Genomic DNA, 23321 nt, shown 5'->3' on the forward strand with positions numbered 1-23321 from the left:
GGCCAAATGTGATATAACTGGCGAAATTAAAATCCATCCCCACCGCTAGATTGGAAAACTAAATATGAGCGCGATTCAGGACGTCATCGCCAGAGTTAAGGAGAAGGACAGCGGCCAGCCTGAGTTCCTTCAGGCCGTGCAGGAAGTCCTCACGTCGCTTGAGCCTACGGCTCAGAAGCACCCCGATTTTGTCAGAGCCAAAATTTACGACCGCATTGTCGAACCTGACCGGGTGATCATGTTCCGGGTTGCCTGGGTGGATGACCGGGGCGAAGTGCAGGTTAACCGGGGCTTTCGAGTTCAATTCAACAATGCCATCGGGCCCTACAAAGGCGGCCTGCGCTTCCATCCGTCGGTCAATCTTGGGATCATCAAATTCCTGGGGTTTGAGCAGACCTTTAAAAATTCGCTCACCACACTGCCCATGGGTGGCGCCAAGGGTGGTTCTGATTTCAACCCCAAGGGTAAATCGGATCAGGAAGTGATGCGCTTCTGCCAGGCTTTCATGCGCGAGCTGTACCGCCATATTGGGCCCGATACCGATGTGCCTGCCGGGGACATTGGTGTGGGTGAGCGCGAGATTGGATATCTGTACGGCTATTACCTCAAGATCGTCAATGCCAACACCAGTGTGCTCACCGGAAAAGGGCTGGAATATGGCGGAAGCCTCATTCGTCCTGAAGCTACCGGTTACGGGGCCGTCTATTTTGCCGCCGAAATGCTCGCCACGCGCAACCTGGATCTGCGCGGGAAGACCGCCGTGGTGAGTGGTTCCGGGAATGTGGCACAGTACACTGTGGAAAAACTCCTTCACATGGGAGCTCGCCCCATCACCCTTTCGGACTCGGACGGCACGATTGTGGACGAGGCCGGCATTGACGGTGAGAAACTGCGCTTTGTTTTTGAATTGAAGAATTATCGGCGGGGACGCATCCGGGAGTATGCCGAAAAATACAACGTGCCTTACTTTGCCAACCAGAGCGTCTGGGATGTGGTGCGTGAGCAGGGTCTGAAGGTGGATGTGGCGTTCCCCTCAGCCCATGAAAATGAGATTGATGGCCCCAGCGCCGAAGCCCTGGTGAAGAACGGCTGTTATTGCGTGGCCGAAGGTGCCAACATGCCCTCCAATCTGGACGCGGTGCGCGTTTTCCAGGAAAACCACGTGCTTTACGGGCCGGGCAAAGCCGCCAATGCGGGTGGAGTGGCAGTTTCGGGGCTGGAGATGGCGCAGAATGCCATGCGGCTTTCGTGGTCGCGCGAAGAGGTTGACCAGAAATTACAGGGCATCATGCGCAACATCCATCGGGCGGCGCTGGAGGCTTCGGAGGCCTACGGTTGCAAGGGGAACTACGTGATGGGGGCCAATATTGCAGGATTCCTGAAGGTGGCCAAAGCCATGCTGGCCTATGGGATTGTGTGAGTGACATCGCTTCAGCGCCGGGCTGACTGTGCCCGGCGCATGACCTCACCCAGCCGCCGGATGCCCTCTTCGATGCGCTCAGGCGGCTGGGTGGCAAAATTGAGGCGCAGGTAGCGTTCGCCTTCTACGGGGTCAGGGAAGAACCAGCTCCCCGGTGTAAACTCAACCCCGGCCTGAAGTGCCAGAGGGAGCAGCTGAAGGGTTGAGAAACCCTCAGGCAGGCGCAACCAGAGATACAACCCCCCCTGCGGGGGATCGAAGTGCACCCCCGGGGGCAGGTATCGGCGGATGGCGCTGAGCATGGCATCGCGGCGGGTGCAGTGAATGCGGCATGAACGCCTCAGGTGTGCCTGGTAGCGCCCCAGGCTTACATATTCGTCGAGCGTCCTCTGGATGAGCGTGGATGTGGTGAAATCGGTGACCCATTTTTCACTCAGCAGGCGGTAAAAGATGGGGCCACTGGCAATGAGAAAGCCCAGGCGTAACCCCGGCATCAGCATTTTGGAGAAAGTCCCCGTGTAGATGACATCGCCGCTCTGGTCGAGGGCTTTAATGGCCGGCAGGACACGCCCTTCATAACGCAGGTCTCCAGCGTAATCGTCTTCGAGAATGGGCACGTTGTAGCACCGGGCCAGCTCCAGGAGCATGCGGCGGCGCGCACTGCTCAGGCAAACCCCGGTGGGGTTCTGAAAGTTGGGAATGGTATAGATGAGGCGGGGATGCCATTTTTGCAGGAGAGATTCGAGGGTTTCTACCTTCATCCCGTGCTCATCGACCGGCACCCCCAGGATTTTAAGCCCCAGCGAACGGAACAGCTCCAGCGCCAGGTTGTAGGTGGGGCTTTCGACGAGAATGGTATCGCCGGGCTTCAGGAGCACCTGGCAGACGAGAGCAATTCCCTGTTGAGAACCTGAGGTGATGAGCACTTCATTCGGAGAGGCCCGAATCCCCTGACTGGCGAGGATGTGGGTGATGGTCTGGCGTAAGGGAGGATACCCGCTGCCAAATTCTCCATAATCGAGGGCTTCGACGCCATCACGCCGGATGACGGTCTGGATGGCTTTGAGAAAATCTTTCACCGGGAAAAACCGGGGGTCACCCACGCCCGTAAAGCGGATCAGGGATGGGCCCAGTTTCTGGTAATCGGGGATGGGTTCCTGATAGATGGCTTTGGAGAACACCGATGTATTCGAAGCCTCTTGCTGCCAGAGGGGCCAGGGAGCTTCGGCTTCTGAGCGGGGAGTACTGGCAGGGGTGAGGGGCGGGGCGACAAACGTGCCGCTGCCTTCGCGGGCAACGATTAACCCATCGCTCTCCAGGTTAATGTAGGCATTCTGGATGGTGATGCGGCTGACGCCAAGCTGGCGGGCCAGCTCGCGTGTGGCCGGCAGGGCGGCGCCGGGTGGCAGGCTGCCAGAGAGGATGCTCTGGCGCAGGTAGTCCTCAATTTGTCGGTAGAGGGGAATTTCACTCTGGCGGTCGATTGGGATACGCACGGGAACTCCGCAAAGGATTGAAAAGGCTAAAAAAGACATATTCATAATACCACTTGGGCTGAAATTGGCAAGTGGAATTAATAAAATTGCCTAATTCTGGCACTACCAATCGTTCCACTGATCCTCTACAATTCCAGAGCATCAAGTGAGTGTGCCAAAGGAGGTTGTCATGATCAGTCCCTGGATGTTTGCCTGGCTGGCCCGGGAGCGGGAGTTTGAATTGCGGCGCGAACTGGAACGGTTGCGCTGCCAAAAAGACAGCAAAGAGGTGTGCAAAGAGCCCCGAATTCGGGGTACGATATTGATGACGCTGGCAGGGTGGTTTCGTCAGCGCGCAGAGCGTATTCCTGCGGATAAGTTGGGTTGTTAATCAAAGGAGGTTGTCATGGAATTTCGTTTTCTTGGAAAGACCGGTTTGAAGGTGAGTGTTCTCTGTCTGGGGGCGATGACTTTCGGGCGCGAAACCAGCGAGGCCGAGAGTTATCAGATGCTGGATCTTTTTGCCGAAGCCGGGGGTAATTTTATTGATACGGCGAATGTGTACAGCCGCGGTATTTCGGAAGAGATTGTCGGGAAGTGGTTGAAGGGAAAGAAGCGCTCAGACTGGATCATTGCCACCAAAGTGCGCTGGCCGATGGGAGATGGCCCCAATGAGGTGGGTTTGAGCCGCAAGCATATCCTGGACGCGGTGGATGCCAGCCTGCGCAGGCTGGGCACCGATTATATCGATCTGTACCAGACACACGGCTGGGATAGCGCCGCCCCGCTGGAGGAGACGCTCAGTACGTTGAACACCCTGGTTCAGGCGGGTAAGGTACGCTACCTTGGGGCGAGCAATGTCTCGGGCTGGCAGCTTCAGAAGGCGGTTGACCTGAGCCGGGCGCACGGCTGGGAGCCTTACGTTTGCCTTCAACCCCTCTACAACCTGCTCGACCGTGAGCTGGAATGGGAACTGGTGCCGGTTTGCCTGAACGAGGGGATCGGCATCATCCCATGGAGCCCTCTACGGGGCGGGTGGCTTTCGGGGAAGTACCAGCGGGGGATGCAGGCCCCGCCGCCGAACACGCGTGTTGAAGATGCTGGCAAGTACAACTGGGGCGAAGCCTGGGAGAAGTATAACAACGAGCGCACCTGGAAGGTCATCGATGCGTTGATGGAAGTTTCGCGGCGCACGGGCAAAGAGCCCGCACAGGTGGCCCTGCGCTGGCTGCTGCAGAAGCCCGGCGTCACCGCGCCTATCATCGGGGCGCGCACCCTGCGGCATCTGGAGATCAACCTTGGGGCCACCGACTGGACGCTTGGCGCAGAAGAAATGGCTCTGCTGGACGGGGTGAGCGAGAAGGAATTACCTTATCCCTACGGCATTGCGAACAGCCGCCGGGAGTAAGCCCCCGGAGGGGATGTTATGGCGGGGTGGATGGCTGGCGGGCAGCCGGTTCTCTGGAGAGGCTCGGACGTGCAGGCCAGCTACCCACCACCGCCCCGGTTACGATGAGCACCAGGGCCGCGCCATGCACCCAGGTGAGGCGCTGGCCGGCCCAGAGCGCCAGGTTAAGGGTGGAGAGGAGCGGGGTGAGGTAGGCCAGGGCGCCGATGGTGCGCGGATCGCCCTTTTTGAGCGCCGCATCCCAGAAAAAGAAGGCCGCGCCCATGGGGCCTGTCCCTACGAGCAGGAGCAGGAGCCAGTCGTGGAAGGGGAGCGTAGCCAGTGCGGTCAGAGAACCACCGCTGGCCAGGTGAAAGGCGAGCGCCAGCAGACTGCCCGCCGCACAGAAAGCAGTCACCGCAGCGGTTGGAAAGGGCGACAGGCGCCGGGATAGAAGGGAATACAGCGCCCAGGTGAGGGCCGCCGCCCCTGCCAGCAGGTAACCGGGCAGGTAGCGAGCCTGGAGCGACCACTGCCCGCCGGTGATGATGAGCGCTGCGCCTGTCAGCCCGAAGAGCGCCCCCCACGCGTGCCGCCAGTGCAGGCGCATCCCTGGAAGCACCAGCGGCGAGAGCAGGACGATGAGGAGTGGCCAGAGGTAGTTGATTAAATTGGCTTCCACCGCTGGCGCCAGGGCGAAGGCGCGGAAGTAGAGAAAGTGATAGCCGAAAATGCCTCCCACCCCTACTGCCAGGGTCTTCCATGGAATTTGCCAGGCCTTTGGCCAGAAGAAGCTGACCAGCCCGCTGACCCCCAGGGCGATTCCCAGCACGAGGAAGGGCGGCAAATGGGTTAGCTGTGATCCCAGCAGTGCCAGGGTGCTCCACAGCAGGATGGCGACCAGAGCGAAGAGCGTGGGCATCACGGGGCGGGGTCAGCGCGAGAAGGCGCGGAAGGGGTTGTCCACAGTGAGGGCGTGGATGGTGCCCGGGTCGGCGCCCGCAGCGCGTAATTTTGGCAGGAAGATTTCACTCAGGTAATCGTAGGGTTGAATGTTTTCGCCGCCGGGGTGGGCGGGGTCGTACCAGCCGCGGTCCATGCTGAGCAGGATCTGATCGCCAAAACCGGCATCCAGCAGGTCGAGAATACGCCGGATGGTTCGATCATCGTCATCGCCCCAGCCAATGCCGTCGTAAGAAATCCACGCCCCGCGGCGGGCCACCTCAAGGTTGAGGGAGAAATCGGCCTCAGCCTGGGCGTGAATGGAAATGAAGCGGTGGGGATCGAATCCGCAGCGTTCGAGGATGTCCAGCTGGTCATGCACCACCCGCCCGCGAATGGTATGGCTTCCGATGGCCGCGCCACTGGCGGCCCCGGCACGCCCGGCCGCCCGCAGGATTTTCTTTTCGATCTCGGTCAGGCCTTCATCTCCGGCGCTGACCTTGATGAACCCCGCGCGCACGCCGGTTTGCCCGATGCCCACTTCCAGTTCGCCGAGCATCCAGCCCTGCAAAATGTCTTCCGGGGCAGTTCTGGCCCAGTCGGGCACCCATGGTTCACGATAGATGCCGGTTGCCACTACCACCGGCAGGCCTGCGGCCAGTGAAACCGCCTTTACCAGGTCAACCCGGCGCCCCACACCTTCGGGGGTGCATTCCACCAGCACCGAGACGCCCAGAGAACGGGCGCGCGCCAGCTGTGGCACCATGAGCGCCAGAACGTTGTCGATGCGCGCCTGCCCGTGCCCGGGAGCATCGAGGGTGCGCAGGTCAACAAAGATATGTTCATGCGGAAGGATCATGCCAACGCGGCTGGCATCCAGGGCTCCAAACGTGGTGTAGAGAACGCTCATACGGTGCTCCTTTCCGTTAAAGAAGACGAGGGGCAAATTCCGAGAAGGTATTCCAGTTCAGGGGCGAACGTTTCGGTCAGCGGGATGGCTTCGGCGGCGGGACGCAGGCAACTGCCTTCTTCGCTTAACAGCGCCTGGGTTTCATCGAGGGTGATGCGTCCCTCTTCGTCCAGATCAAGGGGATGAAGCACGCAGTAAAAAGGTTTAAAGCGCCAGGGGTGAAAGCCGGCGCTCTCACCGGCCACCTGAAGGGCGCATTTGTAATCATCGCGCAGGAAGATACAGGCCGTTCCACCGTAGTGAGCCGGGTCGGGTAAAACGGTGGTGTGGATGACCCACCCGCTGGGAGAGAATTCATCGGCTTCCTGCGGGCCGCTGAACCAGGCGGCCGGGTCGCGCAGGGCGGGCGGCAGGTGGGGGGTGATCAGTTCTGCGTGCGCCAGCAGATCGGCCTGTTCAGTAAGGTCTACCCAAACCCCGTGCAGGCAGCAGGCGCCGCGGCATTCGTGCAGACGGCAGCGCTGCATGGGTTCAGCCCGCAACATGCGCGGGTTCAGGCCGGTGGGGAAACGACGAGAGGTGTGCATAACCGGCTCGATTCTAGCATGAATCGGGCCGGGGTTGAGGGACGGCTGACTGGGTCAGCTCCCTGGAAAGGGGCTGAGGCGCATGGGCCTGCTCCAGCCGGTGAGGGAATGGTGCTGCTTGTCTAGACATTAAATCGAAGAAAGAGCACCCAAGTTTTCGGATGTAAGGTAAAATCATAAATTGAGTGTGCTCTCAAAGACCCAATTCCCAGCAGGAGAAGATGCAGAATGACCCCTTGGAAAATTCTCATCACCGACGGACTTGACGCGAAGGGCAAGGCCGTACTGAGCGAGGTCGGTGAAGTCATCGACCGTAACGGTATCACCGCCGACGAATTGCTGAAAGAAATCGGCGAGTACGATGCGCTGATCGTGCGCAGCCGCACCAAAGTAACCCCGGCTGTTTTTGAAGCCGGGGTGAAGTTGAAGGTGGTGGGGCGGGCCGGCATCGGCGTGGATAACATTGACCTCAACGCGGCCAAGGCTCACGGCGTGCGTGTGGTCAATTCACCGCTGGCCACCACCATCACCGTGGCCGAGCTGACGCTGGGCCTGATGCTGGCCCTGGTGCGCGAGATTCCGCGTGCCGATAGCGCCATGAAGGCTGGAAAGTGGCTGAAGAAAGAGCTGGAAGGGGCCGAGCTCTACGGGAAGACGCTTGGCATTGTGGGGTTTGGGCGCATCGGTTCAGCTGTGGCTGACCGGGCGCGCGCGTTTGGAATGCGGATCATTGCTTATGACCGCCTGAAGGCCGCTGAAGCCATTACCCAACGCGGCGGTGAACCGGTGAGCTGGGAACAGCTCCTTGAACTTTCAGATGTCATCACCCTGCACCTGCCGCTCACCAACGAGACCAAAAATATGCTCGATGCGAATGCCTTCGCCCGGATGAAGGACGGGGTGTACCTGGTCGATGCGGCGCGGGGCGGCATTGTGGACGAAGATGCCCTGCTGGCCGCGCTGGAGTCGGGCAAGGTGGCCGGGGCCGCCCTGGATGTTTTCACCACCGAACCCCCCGGTGTGACCGCCCTGGTGAGTCACCCGCGCGTGATCTGTACGCCGCATATTGGGGCACAGACCCAGGAGGCTCAGGCGCGCGCCGGGTACGACATCGCTACTGAGATCATCGCCGCGCTGAAGGGAGAGCCCTTGCGCTGGCGGGTCATCTAAACCCATCGCACAGCCGCCTGGAAGGGCGGCTGAATCTTCATTGTAGAGAGGATGTACAGGAATGGAAGAAAAACTGCAACGTTTGAAAGGCCTGCTGGCAGAGATCGATGATCTGAGCCACGCCCAGGCCGTGCTGGGCTGGGATCAGCAAACGTATATGCCACCCGGTGGTGCGGAAGACCGCGGCAACCAGCTCGCCACCCTGGCGCGGCTGGAGCATGAGCGCTGGGTCTCGGATGAAATGGCCCACCTGCTTGACGATTTAGCTCCCCTGGCCAGCCAGCTCGATCCGGACTCGGAGGAGGCCTGCCTGTTGCGGGTTACCCGCCGTTTGCAGGAAAAACATGCGCGCGTTCCCGCGCGCTGGGTAGAGGCATTCTCGCAGGCTACCACCCTCGGGCAGGAAGCCTGGGTGAAGGCGCGCCGGAACAATGATTTTGCATCTTTCCGCCCGTATCTGGAAGAGATCATTCAACTGCGTCGGGAATATTCTACCTTCTTTGCCCCTTTCACGCACATTTACGATCCCCAGCTCGACGATTATGAGCCGGGCATGAAGACGGAGGAAGTTCAGGCCATTTTTGCTCGCGTGAGGCCCGTTCAGGTGGAGCTGGTGAAAGCCATTGCCGCGCGCCCGCAGGTAGAAGCAGGCTTCCTGCATCAGGCGTTCCCCGAACAGGCCCAGTGGGATTTCGGCGTGGAGGTGATCACCCGCTTTGGGTATGACTGGGAACGCGGGCGCCAGGACAAAGCCGCCCACCCCTTCACCACCAGCTTCGGCCTGGGTGATGTGCGTATCACCACCCGCGTTGATCCGCAATTCTTCAACACCATGATTTTTGGCACCATGCACGAGTGCGGTCATGCCCTCTACGATCAGGGGATCGGCCAGGCGCTGCGCCGCACACCCCTGGCGACCGGGGCATCGATGGCGGTGCACGAGTCACAATCGCGCATGTGGGAAAACCTGGTCGGGCGCTCTTTGCCTTTCTGGAAGTTTTTCTATCCGCGGTTGCAGGAGATCTTCCCGGGTCAGCTGGGGAACGTGAGCCTGGAAGCGTTCTACAGGGCGGTGAACCGTGTGGAGCCTTCTCTGATCCGTGTGGAAGCCGATGAGGCTACCTATAACCTGCACATTATGCTGCGCCTGGAGCTTGAAATTGCACTCATGGAAGGCAGCCTGGAGGTGAAAGACCTGCCTGAAGCCTGGAACAGCCACATGCAGGCCTTCCTCGGCCTCACCCCGCCCGATGATGCGCACGGGGTGCTTCAGGATATTCACTGGTCGAGTGGGCTTGTGGGGTACTTCCCCACTTACGCGCTGGGGAACCTGGTTTCGGTACAGCTCTGGGAAAAGATGCATCACGATCTGCCTGACCTGGAAGAGCAAATTGCCCGCGGGCAGTTTGCCAACCTGCTGGCCTGGCTGTGCGAGAAGGTGCATCGCCATGGGGCAAAATACGAGCCGCAGGTGCTGGTAGAAAAAGCAACCGGCTCTCGAATTGACCCGCAGCCTTATCTGCGTTATCTGCGGGAGAAATTTGGCCAGATTTACGGTCTGTAATCGTTAATCGGAGGGGCCGGGGAGGGAAGGCGAGAAAGCCCCCGGGTGCGTTCCCAGTCCCTGGCCCCTCTTACGTGCAGATGGCGCTTTCTGGAAGGATTCGGTGATGAAGTTTGGCGTGATTCTCCCCAATTATGGCCCTCAGGCCGGACGCCTGGCGGTACTCGATACCGCCCTGGCCGCTGAAAGCCTGGGCTTCGATTCGGTCTGGACGACCGATCATTTTGCCCAGCCTGAGAGCGATGGCCCCACTTATGTTCCCATTCTCGAAGCGGTTTCTACCCTGGCCTACCTGGCGGCCAGCACGGGTTCGGTGCGGCTGGGAATTTCGGCCCTGGTGTTGCCGCAAAGAAACCCGGTTGAAATGGCAAAGGTGCTTGCCACCATCGATGTGCTTTCGGGAGGGCGGCTGGTGGTGGCAGTGGGGATTGGCTGGTCCAAGGGAGAATATGCCAACCTTGGCTACGATTTTACCAACCGTGGCAGGCGGATGGATGAGGCCATCCAGGTTCTGCGTACCCTCTGGCGGGGTGGGCGCATCATCTCTTTCGAGGGGCGGTATTATCACTTTGAGCGGTTGCAATTTGCACCGGCACCGGTGCAGGCGGGGGGGCCGCCTCTCTGGACGGCGGGGAACTCTCTGCGCGCCCTGCGCCGGGCGGCCCTGCTCACCGATGGCTGGCATCCCGTAGGACTGACCGCCGGGGAACTCGGTGACCGGTTGCAGATTGCCCGGCCCTTCCTGGCAGGGCGCCCCTTTGAAGTGGCTCCAAGGCTGACGGTGGCGCTCAACGGCGAACCTCGCGAGGGAGTGGCGCTGGGGGGAGATGTGGACGTGCTGGTGCAAGGCCTGCGCGCCTATCAGCAGGCGGGTGCCACCTGTGCTGTGCTGCATTTTCTGGCCGAGACTCAGCCAGAGCGGGAGCGCGCGATGCGGCTCTTCGCGCGCGAGGTGATGCCGCAACTGGAAGGGTGAAATGAAAGCCCGGGGCTGGTTGTTTCTCGGGTGGATGACTCTGGCAGTGGGGCTGCTGGCGGGGTGCGGTGAAAACCTTTCGCTCTCCAACCTGTTCACCCCCACCCCCAGCCCGTCGGTGACTGCCACAGTTACCTTCTCACCTTCACCTGAACCCAGCCTCACAGATACCCCGCCGCCGCCCACGGCCACGCCTGCGCCCACGTTTACCCCCGAGCCCAGCGCTACGCCCACGCCGACTCTTACCCCAAGCGAAACCATCACTCCCGGGCCAAGCCCTACCCCCACCCGCACCCCTACGCGCACGCGCATTCCCACCCGCACGCGCACTCCCACGCGCACGCCTACCATCACCCTCACTCCCACCATTACCAATACCCCCACTCCACCGCCACCGCGCCTGGGCATCCTGCGGCCGGGGCTTCTCTCCCGGGTGCTTTCGCCCATTCAGGCGGAGATCAACGCCATTCCTGGCGAGGACGGGGTGGTGCGGGTGGAATTGCTCGGTGAGGATGGGCGTACCCTCTACCGGGAAGATTTCAATTATGTTCAATATCGCGGGCGTTCGATTTCTTTCTACCCCCAGATTCCGTATCAAATTGTAGCCATGGCCGAAACGGGCCGACTGCAGGTTTCAACACGCGACCGATTCGGGCGGCTCATGGATTGGATGTCGGTGGAGGTGGTGCTCATGCGCGTGGGTCGGGCGGAAATTTACCCCCCGGTCATCACCCAGCAGCCGTATCTGATACGCTTTCCTCAGGAAGGACAGCGGGTGCGCGGAGGTTCTCTACTGGTGAGCGGACTGGCAAGGCCGGTGAACGAGTCGCCCATCGTGGTAGAATGTATTGCGGAAGATGGCCGGGTGGTGGCTTCTCAGCAGTTTACGGTAGCTCCACCAGGCGGAGATCAGAGCCACACTCCCTTTTTGCTGGAAATTCCCTACCGGGTAGAGTCCCCCACGCCGGTGCGCCTCACGTTTTATCAGGAAGACCCGCGCATTCCCGGGCTTGCTGCGCTTGCCTCGATGCAAGTCGTTCTTGAACCGTAAAACCCAAAGGATGGTTGCCCATGGAAAAGCCTTCACCAACTTTCTGGCGCGTGCTGGATACGGATTATCTTTCCACTTTTTCTGCTACCAGCATTGGCACCGTCTGGGGAATACTCGTGCTCTTTAAGATTTTCCGCTGGACTTTCCGCGATGAAACATTCTATTTGCTCTTTGCGGCGGGGGTCAGCGTGCTGGCGCTGGTGGTCATTCTGTGGCGCTTTTTGCGCATCCGACATCTTTTTGAGGTGGGGCAGGAAGTGCGTGCCAGGGTGGTGAGCGCATCTTTCTACCGCGACCGCGGGCGGGTGGTGGTTGAGTACGGGCAAAAGAAAGAAAAAGCCCGTGCGGTCTGCCATCTGCACACCAACCGGCGTACCCGAAAGATCCAACCTGGAGACTGGGTGACGCTTTTGGTGGACCCGGAGCATCCGCGCAGTACGGTGGTTCGCGAAGCCTACCTGGACGTTTGAGAGGCGGGTGGTTGCCTGCTGCCCGGCCGTGAGAAACGTGATTTTAATCACGGCGAATCATCTATCAATGATCTGATTCATCGTGTTACATTCCGTTTATAATAGGGTATCCCTGGAATACGGAGACACAGGAAACCATGGATCCCCTTTGGATGGTGGCGCTGATCACCGGCCTGACTACAGGCGGTTTGAGTTGTATGCTCGTGCAGGGCGGGCTGTTGACCACTTCGCTCGCCAGCCAGCTGGAAGCCGAACTGCGTACCCGGAAACCCGCTCGCTCGGGCCAGGGAACGCGGGGTTCTGCCGCGGGGCGCAACCTTTTACAGCCCATTCTCCTGTTTTTGGGAGCAAAGCTGTTTGCCTATACAGTGCTGGGGTTTGCCCTGGGAGCGCTGGGTTCGGTGCTTTCGCTCACGCCCGGGATGCGCGGGGCACTTCAGATTGCGATTGGCATCTTTATGGTGGGCAATGCCCTGCGTATGCTTCAGGTGCATCCGGTTTTCCGGTATTTCAACCTCGAGCCGCCCGCGCGGGTAACCCGCGCTCTGCGCAGAAAGTCCAAACAGGCCACCGGGCTGACTCCGCTGGTGCTCGGAGCGATGACAGTGCTCATTCCCTGCGGGGTGACTCAGTCGATGATGGCGCTGGCCATGGGGACGGGCAGCCCTCTGCTGGGGGCGGGCATCCTCTTTGCGTTTACGCTGGGCGCCAGTCCGGTTTTCTTCGGGCTTACTTACCTTGCCATGCGCCTGGGGGCACTGCTGGAGAAGAACTTCGCCCGGGTGGCTGCCGCCGGGTTGATCCTGCTGGGACTCTGGACGCTGGATGGCGGGTTGAACCTGGTGGGTTCGCCGGTGTCGCTTTCACGCCTGCCGCGCATGGTGGCCGAGGCCGTTTCGCCGGGGACAGGCCTGCAGTCCTTTTCAGCCTCTGGCGACGGGGGGATTTCTCCCTTCGCCCGGCAGGACGCGGTCCCCGTTTCGGATAAAATCACCATTGAGGTGGGTGACAACGGCTACACCCCCGACCGGGTGCGGGCTCCGGCCAACCAGCCCGTCCAGCTCCAGCTGGTTACCCGGGGAACCTATTCGTGTTCGCGGGCGTTCCTGATCCCATCGCTTGATCTCTCAGCTCTCTTGCCTGCCAGGGGCGTCGAGACGCTGGATATTCCCCCTCAAAAGCCCGGTACCCGCCTGCAGTTCACCTGCTCGATGGGGATGTTCACCGGGGTGATTACCTTTCAATAGGGCGAGGCGAATGATGGTGAAGAAAACCTTTGTCATTTCAGATATGCACTGCGCTAACTGTGTCATGCGCCTGGAAGGGTTGGAAGATGACCTGCCGGGCATCCGGTACATCCGGGGGAGTTATCACCGCCAGACTCTGGAAGTGGAGTTCGACGAAACACAGTTAAGCGAGGAACAGCTGCGCGCAGCCATTGCCCGGCTGGGATATACTGCGCAGGCGTAGCGCCATTTTTTAAGTTTTGGGGGTTTCACCTTCAGGTATAATGAGCCCTCGCACCACGGGTGCGTCTGGATCGAAAAATCACCCATTTTCTAATCAGGCTTACAGGCCAACATGATTATAATGAGCTTATCGAGAGAGGCAGAGCACTCTGCCGCTGATGGTCTGATCCTGCCTTCCGAACTCAGGGGCACAACCCGATGACGTCCTTCGTGCATTTACACGTCCACTCTCAATACTCCCTGCTCGATGGCTTCTCTGACCTGAAGAAGCTGACCGCGCGCGCCAAAGAACTGGGGATGCCTGCTGTGGCTCTCACCGACCACGGTACGATGTTCGGGGTGATCGAATTCTACAACGCCGCGCTTGCCAGCGGGGTGAAGCCGATCATCGGGCTGGAAGGCTATATGGCCGCCCGCGGGATGAAAGATCGCGACGCCCGGCTGGATAAACAGTCGAGCCATTTGCTGCTTCTGGCATATAACCAGACGGGCTACCAGAACCTGCTGAAAATTGCCAGCGCCGCACAGCTGGAGGGGTTCTACTACTACCCGCGTATCGATCACGATTTCCTGGCGACTCACAGTGAGGGGTTGATCTGCACCACGGGGTGCCTCTCGGCAGAGGTGCCGCGCATGATCCGCGAAAAAGGCCCCGAAGAGGCTACCCGGTTGCTGGACTGGTATTACGAGGTCTTTGGCGCAGAAAACTTCTTCTTTGAATTACAGGAACACGCCATTCCTGAATTGCAGGAAGTGAACCGGGCGCTGATGCAACTGGGGAAACGTTATCGGGCGCGCTATATTGCCACCAACGATGTGCATTACATCCAGCCGGAAGATGCCCGCCTTCAGGACATTCTGCTGTGCATTCAAACGGGCAACCTTCTCACCGAAGCCAACCGCATGCGCATGAGTGTGGATAGCTTTTATCTGCGCCCGCCCGAAGAAATGGCGCGTTTGTTCGCCGAGGTGCCCGAGGCGCTCAGCAATACTCTGTTGATTGCCGAGCGCTGTAATGTGGATCTTTCCAACAAGGGGTATCATCTGCCGCGCTTTCCGGTGCCTGAGGGTCACACGGCCGAGACTTACCTGCGGGAATTATGCGAAGCAGGCCTGAAGCGGCGCTTTGGTGAACGCGCCGGTGACCCTGAGGTGCGCCAGCGGTTGGATTATGAGCTGAGCGTCATTCACCAGATGGGCTTTGATGCCTACTTCCTCATCGTCTGGGATCTGTGCCGCGAAGCCACCCGGCGGGGCATCTGGTACAACGCGCGCGGGTCGGCAGCCGGATCGCTGGTGGCCTACACCCTCAATATCACCCTGGTGGAGCCGATCCATCACGGGCTGATCTTTGAACGCTTCCTGAACCCGGGGCGTATTTCCATGCCCGATATTGACCTGGACTTTCAGGATGACCGCCGCCCTGAGATGCTCGAATATACCGCGCGCAAATATGGCGATGACCGGGTGGCGCAGATCATCACGTTTGGCACGCTGGGCGCGCGCGCGGCCATTCGCGATGTGGGCAGAGTGATGGATATTCCCCTGACAGAAGTAGACCGGGTGAGCAAGCTCATCCCGAACATCCCCGGCAAGCCGGTGAGTGTGAAGGATGCTCTTGAGCAGGTGCCTGAGCTGAAGAAAATCTATGATGAACAGGATTACCTGCGCACCTTGATCGATACGGCGGCCAAAATGGAAGGGGTGGTGCGGAATGCCGGTACCCATGCGGCGGGAGTGGTCATCAGCGATGAGCCGGTGATTAACTATATTCCGTTGCACCGCCCTACCGGCAACGCCGATGAGAGTTCGCCGATCAAGACGGTCACTCAGTTTGAGATGTCGATCATCGAATCGCTGGGGCTGCTCAAGGTGGATTTCCTCGGGCTGGCAACGCTCACCATCATGCAGCGCGCCTGCGACCTGATTGAAAAACGCCACGGGGTGCATTACGATCTGAGCACCATTCCCATCGATGACCCGGAAACGTTCGAATTTCTCAGCCAGGGGCACACCGCAGGGGTCTTCCAGCTGGAAGGCACGGGGATGACGCGTTTTCTGGTGCAGATGCGTCCGCGCAACCTCGATCATGTGATCGCGATGGTGGCGCTTTACCGCCCTGGACCGCTGGAGTTCATTCCCACCTACATTCGGCGCATGCACGGTGAAGAGCCGGTGAAATACCTGCATGAAAAGCTGGAGCCGATCTTCCGTGAGACGTACGGCATTCCGGTTTACCAGGAACAGATCATGCGCGCCGCGGTTGATCTGGCGGGCTACACCCTTTCGGAATCGGATGAGCTGCGCAAGGCAATCGCCAAAAAGCAGAAGGATAAACTGGTCAAACACCAGGAGAAGTTTGTTAAAGGGGCGGTTGAGCGGGGCATACCCCGCGAGACGGCAGAAGCCATCTTCGCCGAGTGGGAAGAATTCGCCCGGTACGGGTTCAATAAATCGCACGCGGCCGATTACGGCGTGATCGCCGTGCAGACGGCTTACCTGAAAACCCACTTCACGGTTGAATATATGACCGCCCTTCTCTCGGCCTCCAAGAACGATTCGGCCAAGGTGGCGTTTTATGTGGCCGATTGCCGCAGTATGGGCATCCCCGTCCTCCCGCCGGATATCAACACCAGCGGGTATGATTTCACCATTGAAGATCTGCCGGACGGCAAGAGCGCCATTCGTTTTGGGTTGGGGGCGGTGAAGAACGTCGGTCAGGGGCCGGTAGACCTGATTTTGCAGGCGCGTGAAGAGGGTGGGGCTTTTACCTCGCTTCACGATTTCGCTTTGCGGGTGGATCTGCGGGCAGTCGGGAAACGTGCCCTGGAATGTCTGATCAAAGTGGGAGCGCTGGACCGTTTTGCTTCACGGCGCGCCCTGCTGGAAGCTCTGGACCAGATTCTGGCGGTCAGCGCCAGCCATTTCCGCGCGTTGCAGAGCGGCCAGCTGAGCATTTTTGGTAGCCTCGGTGGAGAGGTCGATTCGATCTCCCTGCCGTCCTTCAGTGCCTCTACCGATAGCCGTGAACAGCTCGAATGGGAGCGGGAATTAATCGGCCTGTATGTTTCAGATCATCCGCTCAACCCGTATCTGCCGGTGTTACGCCAGCGGGTGACCCATTTTTCCGCCCAGCTGCACGAGGCCCCCAACCGTGCCTCGGTGACGGTGGCCGGGATGGTGACCCGTTTTCGCAACCACCAGACCAAGAAAGGCGATACGATGGGCTTCGTCACCCTGGAGGATTTTCAGGGAAATATTGAGCTGGTGATTTTCCCCAAAGCCTGGGAAAAATACCATACGCTGGTGCAACCTGATGCCGTGCTGATCGCCGAAGGCAAGGTAGACCAGGAGGGAGCCGACCCCAAGGTGCTGGTGGATAAGCTGAGCGAGGTGCCGCTCGAGGAACAAAACCTGGCAGGTGAGGAACCGCTCTTCCTGCCCTCGAACGGTTTTGCAGTGGACGAAGAAGAAAACCCCGCTCCGGAGGAGGAAGAACCGTACCCGGTTCCCGCTGTGACCGGTGAAACCCACCGTGTGGCCGAACCCTCTCCGGTCTCTGCTCCCTATCAGCCGGTGGATGATCTGGTGCCGCCGGAAGAACCGCCGGATTGGGAACAGTACCTCCCCGGCTGGTCGGCCCCGGTAGATACCCCGCCGCCCGCTCCGCAGAAGGATGAGAAACCGGCTGTGGAGCAGAAGATGGCCCCAGAACCGCTGGCGCCTTCCAGAGCCGCGGCGCTGCAGGGGTTGGAACAACGGGTGATGGGGCAACCCCCGCCGCCGATCCTCGCGCCGACCATTCTGCCGGTGGTGGACCCTGAGAGTGATGAGCCGCGGATGGTGGTGGTGGTGCTTCACGCGACGGGTGACCGCGAGCGCGACGTGCGGCGCTTGAAGATGGTCTACGGGCGGTTGCGCTCCTTCCCCGGGCACGATCGGTTTGCGTTCCTCATCTGTGAGGGGAGTCGCCGCTATCAGCTGGAGTTTCCCAATGACTCTACTGGCATTTCGCCGCTGCTGCTCCAGAAACTGGCCGAGCTGGTGGGCGAGGAAAATGTGCGCATCACCCCGTTGCGCATTCATTAGATCATTCTGCATTCTTTTGAGGAGGAAGCCATGTTTCGCTCCAACATTCATACAATCGGTGTTATGACTTCGGGGGGAGATTCACCGGGGATGAACCCCGGCATTCGGGCTGTGGTGCGCGCAGGCCTGGCGAATGGGTTGCGGGTGATTGGCATTGAAGACGGGTACGAAGGATTGCTCAATGCGCGCTTCAAGGAACTCGGCGCGCGCGATGTGGGGGGAATCCTGCAGCGCGGCGGTACGTTCCTGCGCACTGCACGGAGCATGGAATTCAAAACCCCGGAAGGCCAGCGCAAAGCCATTCGCAACCTCAACAATGCCGGGATCGATGCGCTGGTGATCCTGGGTGGAGATGGCTCGCTCACCGGTGGAATGGCGCTGGCCGCCCAGGGGGTTCCGGTGGTGGGTATTCCGGCCTCGATTGACAATGACATTTTCGGCACCGATATGTGCATCGGGGTGGATACGGCGCTCAATACCATTGTGGATGCCATCAATAAACTGCGCGACACCGCCTCTTCGCACAACCGGGCTTTCCTGGTGGAGACAATGGGGCGCCACTGTGGTTACCTGGCGGTGCAGGCAGGCATTATTACCGGCGCGGAAATGGTGGTGGTGCCCGAGTTTGAGACCCCCTTTGAAGAGGTGGCCACCGCAGTGGACGAAGCGTATAAGCGTGGGAAGCTCCACTGTATCATTGTGGTGGCGGAAGGCGCTAAACTGAACGCGACCGAGCTGGCGCAAAAGCTGGAAGAAATGAAGCTGGGGTTCGATACCCGTGTGACCGTGCTCGGGCATGTTCAGCGCGGCGGGAAACCGACGGCCTTTGATCGCTTCCTGGCCACCCGTTTTGGTGTAAAGGCGGTTGAATTTCTGCTGAGTGGGCAAACCGGGGTGATGACCGGCCTGGACGGGCGTGAGATTGTGCCCGTACCGCTTTCCCAGGTGGTCTCTCGCCCGCGCACGCTCAGCGAAGAATATATGAAGATGGCGCGGATGCTGGCGCGATGAGGGATTAAAAAGCCCCTGAAGGTTTTGGCCTTCAGGGGCTTTTTTCGTCCATGCTATTATTCGCCGGACTCGCGCAGGTGTGGGAAGAGAATCACTTCGCGGATGGTGTGGCGGTCGGTGAGCAGCATGGTCAGTCGGTCAATGCCCATGCCAAAACCGCCCTGGGGCGGCATGCCGTAAGACATGGCCCGCAGGTAATCTTCGTCCATGGGATGGCGTTCTTCATCCTCGGGGTTGTAGTCGCGTCCCATCTCCAGAAAACGCTGTTCCTGATCGAGAGGGTCGTTGAGTTCGGTGAACGCATTGCACAGCTCCATACCACCCACATACCCTTCAAAGCGCTCGGTAATCTGGGGGTTGCCGGGCATGGATTTGGCCAGCGGTGAAATGTCGCGCGGGTAGTTATAAAGGAAAGTGGGCTGGATGAGGGTGGGCTCCAGAAAATCTCCCAGCAGTGAGTCGATCAGCTTTCCGCGAGAGTAGCCCGGTTTGGGCTGCATTCCATGCGCGCGCATGGCCTCGGCCAGTGAGTCGGCAGTGGGGTGAGCGTCGATGTCAATACCGGTCACTTCGAGGATGCCCTGGCGCAATTCCAGCCGCCGCCACGGGGGGGTGAGGTCAATTTCATGCCCGTTGAAAGAGATCACCCGTTTGCCGAGCACCGTCTCTGCCACGTGAGCGATCATGTTTTCGGTAATTTCCATGATCTTCAGGTAATCGGCATAGGCCATATAGAATTCGAGCTGGGTGAACTCGGGGTTGTGCTTGTAAGAAACGCCCTCATTGCGGAAGTCGCGGCCGATTTCGTAGACGCGATCGAGCATGCCCACCAGCAGGCGCTTCAGGTACAGCTCAAAAGAAATGCGCAGATAAAGGTTCTGTTTGAGCTGATTATGGTAGGTGACGAAAGGCCGCGCCGCCGCACCCCCATAAATGGGCTGAAGGATGGGGGTTTCGACCTCAAGGAACCCCAGGTTATCCAGGTAATCGCGTAGAGCCTTCACCACACGTGCGCGGGTGCGGAAGACCTCGCGCACCTCAGGGTTGACGGCCAGGTCGGCATAGCGCTGGCGGTAGCGGGTTTCGGGGTCGGTGAGGGCCGCGTGGCGCACCACCTCACCATCGACCACCTCGTCTTTGGCGGCAGGCAGGGGGGTGATAGCCTTGGCGAGCATTTTGTAATGGCGCACATGCAGGGTGATTTCGCCCGAACGGGTGCGGAACATTTCTCCGCCGGCCTGAATAAAGTCGCCCAGATCGAAGAACTCGCGGAACTGTTCCATGGCTTCTTCGCCCAGGTCGTTGATGCGGAAGAACAGCTGGAGCCGCCCCCAGCCATCCTCGATATGCGCGAAATACACCTTGCCCATCAGGCGGATGGAACGCAGGCGCCCGCCAACGGTCACCTGAACGGGGTCGGTACGGCCGGCCTGTTCACCCTCGGTGAAAAGGCGGATGGCCTCGGCGGTGGTATGGGTGACTTCACTGCGGGTAGGGTAAGGCTCAATACCCGCCTGGCGCATACGTTCGATTTTTTCAACACGAATTTTTTCAAGATCGGTAAATTTCATCTCGGTTTTTTACTCCTTCAGCTCAACGGGTTACCCCGGTGAGGAGATGCGAGTGGTTTGCGAAAGAAAACCCCGCCCAGATGGTTCGATCCGGGCGGGGTCTGAACACTTCGACCCCGTGGTTACTCTACCTTCAAGATGGTCACTTCAAAGGAGCCCTGAGGGGCATCCACCACGGCCCGGTCACCGGCTCTTTTGTTTAATAAGGCGCGGCCCAGCGGCGACTCATTGGAAATGCGTCCCTGGGTGGGGTCGGCCTCAGCCGCTCCGACGATGGTATAGACCTCAGGCTCGCTGTCTCCTTCCTGAATGGTGACCGTAGAGCCAACCTGAACCGTGCCGCTGGAAGGGGGCTTTTCGTCAATCACACGCGCCGTAGCCAGGAGTATCTCCAGTTCTTTGATGCGCCCTTCGACGAAAGCCTGCTCGTTTTTAGCGGCTTCGTATTCAGCGTTTTCAATCAATTCCCCGCCCTCCAGTGCTTCGTGGAGGCGCTGGGCAATCTCCTCGCGCTTTTTGGTGCGCAGGAACTCAAGCTCCTCTTGCAATTTGGCGTAGCCTTCACGCGTCAGGAATGAGGTGGGCATCTTGTCATCCTTCCAGGTTGCATAGTTGAGTGATTGCACTGGCCTTAAAAGATAAAAAACACTCCAGAGCGGAGCGATAGGCGTTTCTTTTCAGACCAGACGTCCTTCCCCTCTGAAGGACGCTTCTATATTAGCATAGAAGTTGCCAGTGTGCAAGATCATTCGAACAGGTGTCCGTCAGAGCCGCTCGACCACCCAGAAATGAGAAAGCCCCAGCCCGCGCAGGGGGGTGCGCTCCAGCCATTGCAGTAAAGAACGCAGTCCCCGCCCCACCCGGGGGAGGCGAGCGATGATGTTGTCGTAGGCGCCGAAGATGATCGTGCGGGAGACGATACGTACGGGCAATCCGTGGAAGAGGTGTTGCAGATCGCGCGTGGAATAGACGCGTACGTGCGGGGCAAGGTGATTGCGCAGGGCGCGGGGCAGGTAATTGACCAGAGGAATATTGCCAAAGTGATACTCTCCGCGCCAGAAGATGCCATGGGTTTCAAACGGGTAGCCGCGGTTGGGGCAGAAGAGAATCAACCGCCCCCCGGGGCGCAGCACCCGGATGATCTCTTCCAGCGCGCGGCGGTCATCTGCCACATGCTCCAGCACTTCGTGGCTGAGCACCAGGTCAAAGGTTTCGGCCGGGAAGGGCAAAGCCTCGCCAGCGGCGCAGGCCACACATGCGGCGCGAGCCAGAGCCGAAACGGCGCGCTCGTGTTCGTATTCCACCCCCACCGCACAGCGGGCCTGTTCGGCCAGCCTGCCGAGGTACATGCCCACCCCGCAGCCGTTATCCAGAACCATTCCAGAAGCGAGCGCACCGGCGGCGTCCAGAATCATCCTCAGGCGGCGTTCCTGCCCGGCACGCCACACGTAAGAAGGTTCGCCGCGCAGGGCGGCTTTGGCAGAAGGAGTTGTGCTCATCTTTTTCCCCGGTGGGGCGGCCCGATTCTCACGCCAACCCCGCAAGTGCCTGTTCTAAATCGGCAATGAGGTCGGCGGCGTTCTCGATGCCCACCGAAAAGCGCACCAGGCCGTCGCTGATGCCCATGGCGGCGCGGTCTTGCGGCGAGACTGCCGAATGCGTCATGCTGGCAGGGTGGCAGATGAGCGAATCGGTGTTGCCCAGGCTGACAGCCAGTGTGGAGACGCGCACACCTTCCATGAGCTTTTTACCGGCTTCCAGGCCGCCTTTGAGTTCAAAGGAGACCATGCCGCCGTAATCGAACATTTGCCGCCGTGCCAGTGCATGGTCGGGGTGACTCTCCAGGCCGGGATAATGGACTGTGGCCACAGCCGGGTGGTGCTCCAGCCAGCGGGCCACTTCAAGCGCATTGGCGCAGTGCCTGGCCATGCGCAATTCGAACGTCTTCAGGCCGAGGTTGGTCAGCCAGGCATCAAAGGGGCTGGGGCTGCCGCCGTAAATCTTGAGCGCAGTATAGAGGGGGCCAGCGATAAACCCCACATGCCGGCTGATCACTGCCCCGCCAACCACCACGCCGTGCCCGGCCAGATATTTGGTGGTGGCGTGAAGTACCACGTCGGCACCCAGGCTGAGGGGGCGCTGGCAATAGGGCGAGGCGAAGGTATTGTCAACGAACAACCACGCGCCAGAATGATGTGCGATTTCTGCTACAGCCGACAGATCAATCAACCGCAGGGTGGGGTTGATGGGGGTCTCGGCGTAAGCGATGCGCGCGCCGGGGTTCTGGCTGAAGGCCGCTTCCCAGCCAGCGGGGGAAGGATCGTGCACCCAGACAACGCGGATGCCAAAGCGCGGGGCAACATCGTGAAGGAAGTTGTAGGTCGCCCCGTAGAGCGAGTTCTGAGCGATGATGGTATCTCCGGCCTGAACGCAGGCGAGAATGGCACTGGTAATGGCCGCCATGCCGGAAGAAAAGAGACGGGCCGAGACGACCTCTTCCAGCGGGGCAGCTGGCTGATGGTGGATCAGGTCGAGGCCTTCGAGGGCTGCCAGTTTGGCCACTACAGGCCGAAAGCTGGGGTTGTCGTAGCGGGTGTAGATGAAGCCATCTTCTTCGCCGCGAAACATGGCCGCCCCGCTTTCGACGTCAGGGAAGCGAAAGGTGGACGTCTGATAGATGGGTGCGATGTGGGCGTGCAGGGGGTCACCCTGTTCACCGATGTGATTGACCAGGGTGCCCAGACCATGGGTTGGAGAAATGTGCGTCATGCCCCCTATTCTACCGGAAAACCTGCCGCCCGCCACTGATTGATGCCCCCGGCCATGCTGGTGACCTGCTCAAAACCCGCCTGTTTCAACAGGTCACGCGCGGTGGCACTGCGGTTCCCGGAGCGGCACATGACCACGATCTTCCGGTCGCGGGGCAGTTCAGAAAGGCGTGTTTCCAGCTGGTCGAGGGGGATGAGGGTGGCACCGGCGACGTGAGCTTCATCCCATTCCAGCGGGGTGCGCACATCGAGCAGGAAAGCGCCTTCGTTCACCAGTTCACGGGCCTGCTGCACGCTTACTTCGGGGGGCAGGGCTACGGTGGTGGGGTTAGTCCGGGAAAGGACAGCGAAGGCAGCCACAGCGCCCAGCACCAGCAGGGCGATCAGCCAGCCGGCCCAGGCAGGGAAGGCTGGTTTTCGGGCGGGGGTGTGCCTCTTGTTTGCGGGCATAAAAAATCCTC

At 60.0% G+C, this 23321-nt stretch carries 21 protein-coding genes; 12 read left to right on the forward strand and 9 right to left on the reverse strand.

Going from position 1 to position 23321, the window contains the following annotated elements; all coding sequences use genetic code 11:
• The first annotated feature begins 64 nt into the window (after window positions 1-64).
• A complete protein-coding gene (gene gdhA, locus ATHL_RS16175; protein ID WP_062195938.1) occupies window positions 65-1420 on the forward strand; it encodes an NADP-specific glutamate dehydrogenase in 1356 nt (451 codons plus the stop codon).
• An 11-nt stretch (window positions 1421-1431) separates the two neighbouring features.
• Here gdhA and pdxR read toward each other — a convergent pair whose 3' ends face one another.
• Window positions 1432-2916 carry a MocR-like pyridoxine biosynthesis transcription factor PdxR gene (pdxR, locus tag ATHL_RS16180; protein WP_162787773.1) on the reverse strand — a complete coding sequence of 495 codons (1485 nt, stop codon included), beginning with the start codon at window positions 2914-2916 and terminating at the stop codon, window positions 1432-1434.
• Window positions 2917-3085: 169 nt separating this feature from the next.
• Between pdxR and ATHL_RS16185 the strand changes: the two genes are divergently transcribed.
• Both ATHL_RS16185 and ATHL_RS16190 read left to right on the forward strand, forming a co-directional pair.
• Entirely contained in the window at window positions 3086-3286 is a 201-nt protein-coding gene (locus ATHL_RS16185) for a hypothetical protein (protein ID WP_062195944.1), read from the forward strand.
• Between the two features lie 15 nt (window positions 3287-3301).
• Window positions 3302-4303 carry an aldo/keto reductase gene (locus ATHL_RS16190; protein ID WP_062195946.1) on the forward strand — a complete coding sequence of 334 codons (1002 nt, stop codon included), beginning with the start codon at window positions 3302-3304 and terminating at the stop codon, window positions 4301-4303.
• Window positions 4304-4319: 16 nt separating this feature from the next.
• On the opposite strand, the gene ATHL_RS16195 is transcribed toward ATHL_RS16190, so the two are convergent.
• Genes ATHL_RS16195 through ATHL_RS16205 form a run of 3 tightly spaced genes read right to left on the reverse strand, consistent with a single transcriptional unit; the run spans window position 4320 to window position 6721 of the window.
• Window positions 4320-5204, reverse strand: coding sequence for a DMT family transporter (locus ATHL_RS16195; RefSeq protein ID WP_062195948.1), 885 nt, complete (start codon window positions 5202-5204; stop codon window positions 4320-4322).
• Between the two features lie 12 nt (window positions 5205-5216).
• Window positions 5217-6134 carry a phosphotriesterase family protein gene (locus tag ATHL_RS16200; protein ID WP_062195949.1) on the reverse strand — a complete coding sequence of 306 codons (918 nt, stop codon included), beginning with the start codon at window positions 6132-6134 and terminating at the stop codon, window positions 5217-5219.
• The gene (locus tag ATHL_RS16205) at window positions 6131-6721 is read right to left on the reverse strand and encodes a DUF3109 family protein (RefSeq protein ID WP_062195951.1); all 591 of its coding nucleotides are present in this window, start codon (window positions 6719-6721) and stop codon (window positions 6131-6133) included. The genes ATHL_RS16200 and ATHL_RS16205 overlap by 4 nt, the downstream gene beginning before the upstream one ends.
• A gap of 228 nt (window positions 6722-6949) precedes the next feature.
• Between ATHL_RS16205 and ATHL_RS16210 the strand changes: the two genes are divergently transcribed.
• The 9 genes from ATHL_RS16210 to pfkA all read left to right on the forward strand — a co-directional run bounded on the left by ATHL_RS16210 (window position 6950) and on the right by pfkA (window position 18521).
• Window positions 6950-7891, forward strand: a complete 942-nt coding sequence (locus ATHL_RS16210) for a hydroxyacid dehydrogenase (protein WP_062195953.1) — start codon at window positions 6950-6952, stop codon at window positions 7889-7891.
• A gap of 61 nt (window positions 7892-7952) precedes the next feature.
• Window positions 7953-9455, forward strand: a complete 1503-nt coding sequence (locus tag ATHL_RS16215) for a carboxypeptidase M32 (RefSeq protein WP_062195954.1) — start codon at window positions 7953-7955, stop codon at window positions 9453-9455.
• Window positions 9456-9561: 106 nt separating this feature from the next.
• A complete protein-coding gene (locus ATHL_RS16220) occupies window positions 9562-10431 on the forward strand; it encodes a TIGR03619 family F420-dependent LLM class oxidoreductase (RefSeq protein ID WP_062195956.1) in 870 nt (289 codons plus the stop codon).
• A 1-nt stretch (window position 10432) separates the two neighbouring features.
• The gene (locus ATHL_RS16225; RefSeq protein WP_062195957.1) at window positions 10433-11482 is read left to right on the forward strand and encodes a Gmad2 immunoglobulin-like domain-containing protein; all 1050 of its coding nucleotides are present in this window, start codon (window positions 10433-10435) and stop codon (window positions 11480-11482) included.
• A 20-nt stretch (window positions 11483-11502) separates the two neighbouring features.
• Window positions 11503-11952 carry a DUF3592 domain-containing protein gene (locus tag ATHL_RS16230; protein WP_062195959.1) on the forward strand — a complete coding sequence of 150 codons (450 nt, stop codon included), beginning with the start codon at window positions 11503-11505 and terminating at the stop codon, window positions 11950-11952.
• A gap of 137 nt (window positions 11953-12089) precedes the next feature.
• On the forward strand, window positions 12090-13199 hold the full coding sequence (locus ATHL_RS16235) for a sulfite exporter TauE/SafE family protein (protein ID WP_062195961.1): 1110 nt from the start codon (window positions 12090-12092) through the stop codon (window positions 13197-13199).
• A gap of 10 nt (window positions 13200-13209) precedes the next feature.
• Window positions 13210-13422, forward strand: coding sequence for a heavy-metal-associated domain-containing protein (locus ATHL_RS16240; RefSeq protein ID WP_062195963.1), 213 nt, complete (start codon window positions 13210-13212; stop codon window positions 13420-13422).
• 197 nt (window positions 13423-13619) lie between these two features.
• Window positions 13620-17510, forward strand: a complete 3891-nt coding sequence (locus ATHL_RS16245; protein WP_062195965.1) for a DNA polymerase III subunit alpha — start codon at window positions 13620-13622, stop codon at window positions 17508-17510.
• A 45-nt stretch (window positions 17511-17555) separates the two neighbouring features.
• Window positions 17556-18521, forward strand: a complete 966-nt coding sequence (pfkA, locus tag ATHL_RS16250; RefSeq protein WP_162787793.1) for a 6-phosphofructokinase — start codon at window positions 17556-17558, stop codon at window positions 18519-18521.
• Between the two features lie 56 nt (window positions 18522-18577).
• Here the strand turns inward: pfkA and lysS are convergent, their stop codons facing one another.
• From lysS to ATHL_RS16275, 5 genes are all read right to left on the reverse strand, one after another.
• The gene (lysS, locus tag ATHL_RS16255) at window positions 18578-20092 is read right to left on the reverse strand and encodes a lysine--tRNA ligase (RefSeq protein ID WP_062195969.1); all 1515 of its coding nucleotides are present in this window, start codon (window positions 20090-20092) and stop codon (window positions 18578-18580) included.
• Between the two features lie 122 nt (window positions 20093-20214).
• Entirely contained in the window at window positions 20215-20679 is a 465-nt protein-coding gene (gene greA / locus ATHL_RS16260; RefSeq protein ID WP_062195971.1) for a transcription elongation factor GreA, read from the reverse strand.
• A gap of 177 nt (window positions 20680-20856) precedes the next feature.
• Window positions 20857-21591 carry a class I SAM-dependent methyltransferase gene (locus ATHL_RS16265; RefSeq protein ID WP_062195972.1) on the reverse strand — a complete coding sequence of 245 codons (735 nt, stop codon included), beginning with the start codon at window positions 21589-21591 and terminating at the stop codon, window positions 20857-20859.
• 28 nt (window positions 21592-21619) lie between these two features.
• On the reverse strand, window positions 21620-22861 hold the full coding sequence (locus ATHL_RS16270) for a trans-sulfuration enzyme family protein (RefSeq protein WP_062195974.1): 1242 nt from the start codon (window positions 22859-22861) through the stop codon (window positions 21620-21622).
• Window positions 22862-22866: 5 nt separating this feature from the next.
• Window positions 22867-23310: a rhodanese-like domain-containing protein gene (locus ATHL_RS16275; RefSeq protein ID WP_084001622.1), complete on the reverse strand. Its 444-nt coding sequence runs from the start codon at window positions 23308-23310 to the stop codon at window positions 22867-22869.
• Between the last annotated feature and the right edge of the window lie 11 nt (window positions 23311-23321).

This window comes from Anaerolinea thermolimosa (assembly GCF_001050195.2).
In the GTDB taxonomy this organism is placed as follows: Bacteria; Chloroflexota; Anaerolineae; order Anaerolineales; family Anaerolineaceae; genus Anaerolinea; species Anaerolinea thermolimosa.

Coding starts and splice junctions, on each gene's coding strand:
- gdhA (WP_062195938.1), top strand. CDS start 65: ATGAGCGCGATTCAGGACGTCATCGCCAGAGTTAAGGAGAAGGACAGC.
- ATHL_RS16185 (WP_062195944.1), top strand. CDS start 3,086: ATGATCAGTCCCTGGATGTTTGCCTGGCTGGCCCGGGAGCGGGAGTTT.
- ATHL_RS16190 (WP_062195946.1), top strand. CDS start 3,302: ATGGAATTTCGTTTTCTTGGAAAGACCGGTTTGAAGGTGAGTGTTCTC.
- ATHL_RS16195 (WP_062195948.1), bottom strand. CDS start 5,204: ATGCCCACGCTCTTCGCTCTGGTCGCCATCCTGCTGTGGAGCACCCTG.
- ATHL_RS16200 (WP_062195949.1), bottom strand. CDS start 6,134: ATGAGCGTTCTCTACACCACGTTTGGAGCCCTGGATGCCAGCCGCGTT.
- ATHL_RS16205 (WP_062195951.1), bottom strand. CDS start 6,721: ATGCACACCTCTCGTCGTTTCCCCACCGGCCTGAACCCGCGCATGTTG.
- ATHL_RS16210 (WP_062195953.1), top strand. CDS start 6,950: ATGACCCCTTGGAAAATTCTCATCACCGACGGACTTGACGCGAAGGGC.
- ATHL_RS16215 (WP_062195954.1), top strand. CDS start 7,953: ATGGAAGAAAAACTGCAACGTTTGAAAGGCCTGCTGGCAGAGATCGAT.
- ATHL_RS16220 (WP_062195956.1), top strand. CDS start 9,562: ATGAAGTTTGGCGTGATTCTCCCCAATTATGGCCCTCAGGCCGGACGC.
- ATHL_RS16225 (WP_062195957.1), top strand. CDS start 10,433: ATGAAAGCCCGGGGCTGGTTGTTTCTCGGGTGGATGACTCTGGCAGTG.
- ATHL_RS16230 (WP_062195959.1), top strand. CDS start 11,503: ATGGAAAAGCCTTCACCAACTTTCTGGCGCGTGCTGGATACGGATTAT.
- ATHL_RS16235 (WP_062195961.1), top strand. CDS start 12,090: ATGGATCCCCTTTGGATGGTGGCGCTGATCACCGGCCTGACTACAGGC.
- ATHL_RS16240 (WP_062195963.1), top strand. CDS start 13,210: ATGATGGTGAAGAAAACCTTTGTCATTTCAGATATGCACTGCGCTAAC.
- ATHL_RS16245 (WP_062195965.1), top strand. CDS start 13,620: ATGACGTCCTTCGTGCATTTACACGTCCACTCTCAATACTCCCTGCTC.
- lysS (WP_062195969.1), bottom strand. CDS start 20,092: ATGAAATTTACCGATCTTGAAAAAATTCGTGTTGAAAAAATCGAACGT.
- greA (WP_062195971.1), bottom strand. CDS start 20,679: ATGCCCACCTCATTCCTGACGCGTGAAGGCTACGCCAAATTGCAAGAG.
- ATHL_RS16265 (WP_062195972.1), bottom strand. CDS start 21,591: ATGAGCACAACTCCTTCTGCCAAAGCCGCCCTGCGCGGCGAACCTTCT.
- ATHL_RS16270 (WP_062195974.1), bottom strand. CDS start 22,861: ATGACGCACATTTCTCCAACCCATGGTCTGGGCACCCTGGTCAATCAC.
- ATHL_RS16275 (WP_084001622.1), bottom strand. CDS start 23,310: ATGCCCGCAAACAAGAGGCACACCCCCGCCCGAAAACCAGCCTTCCCT.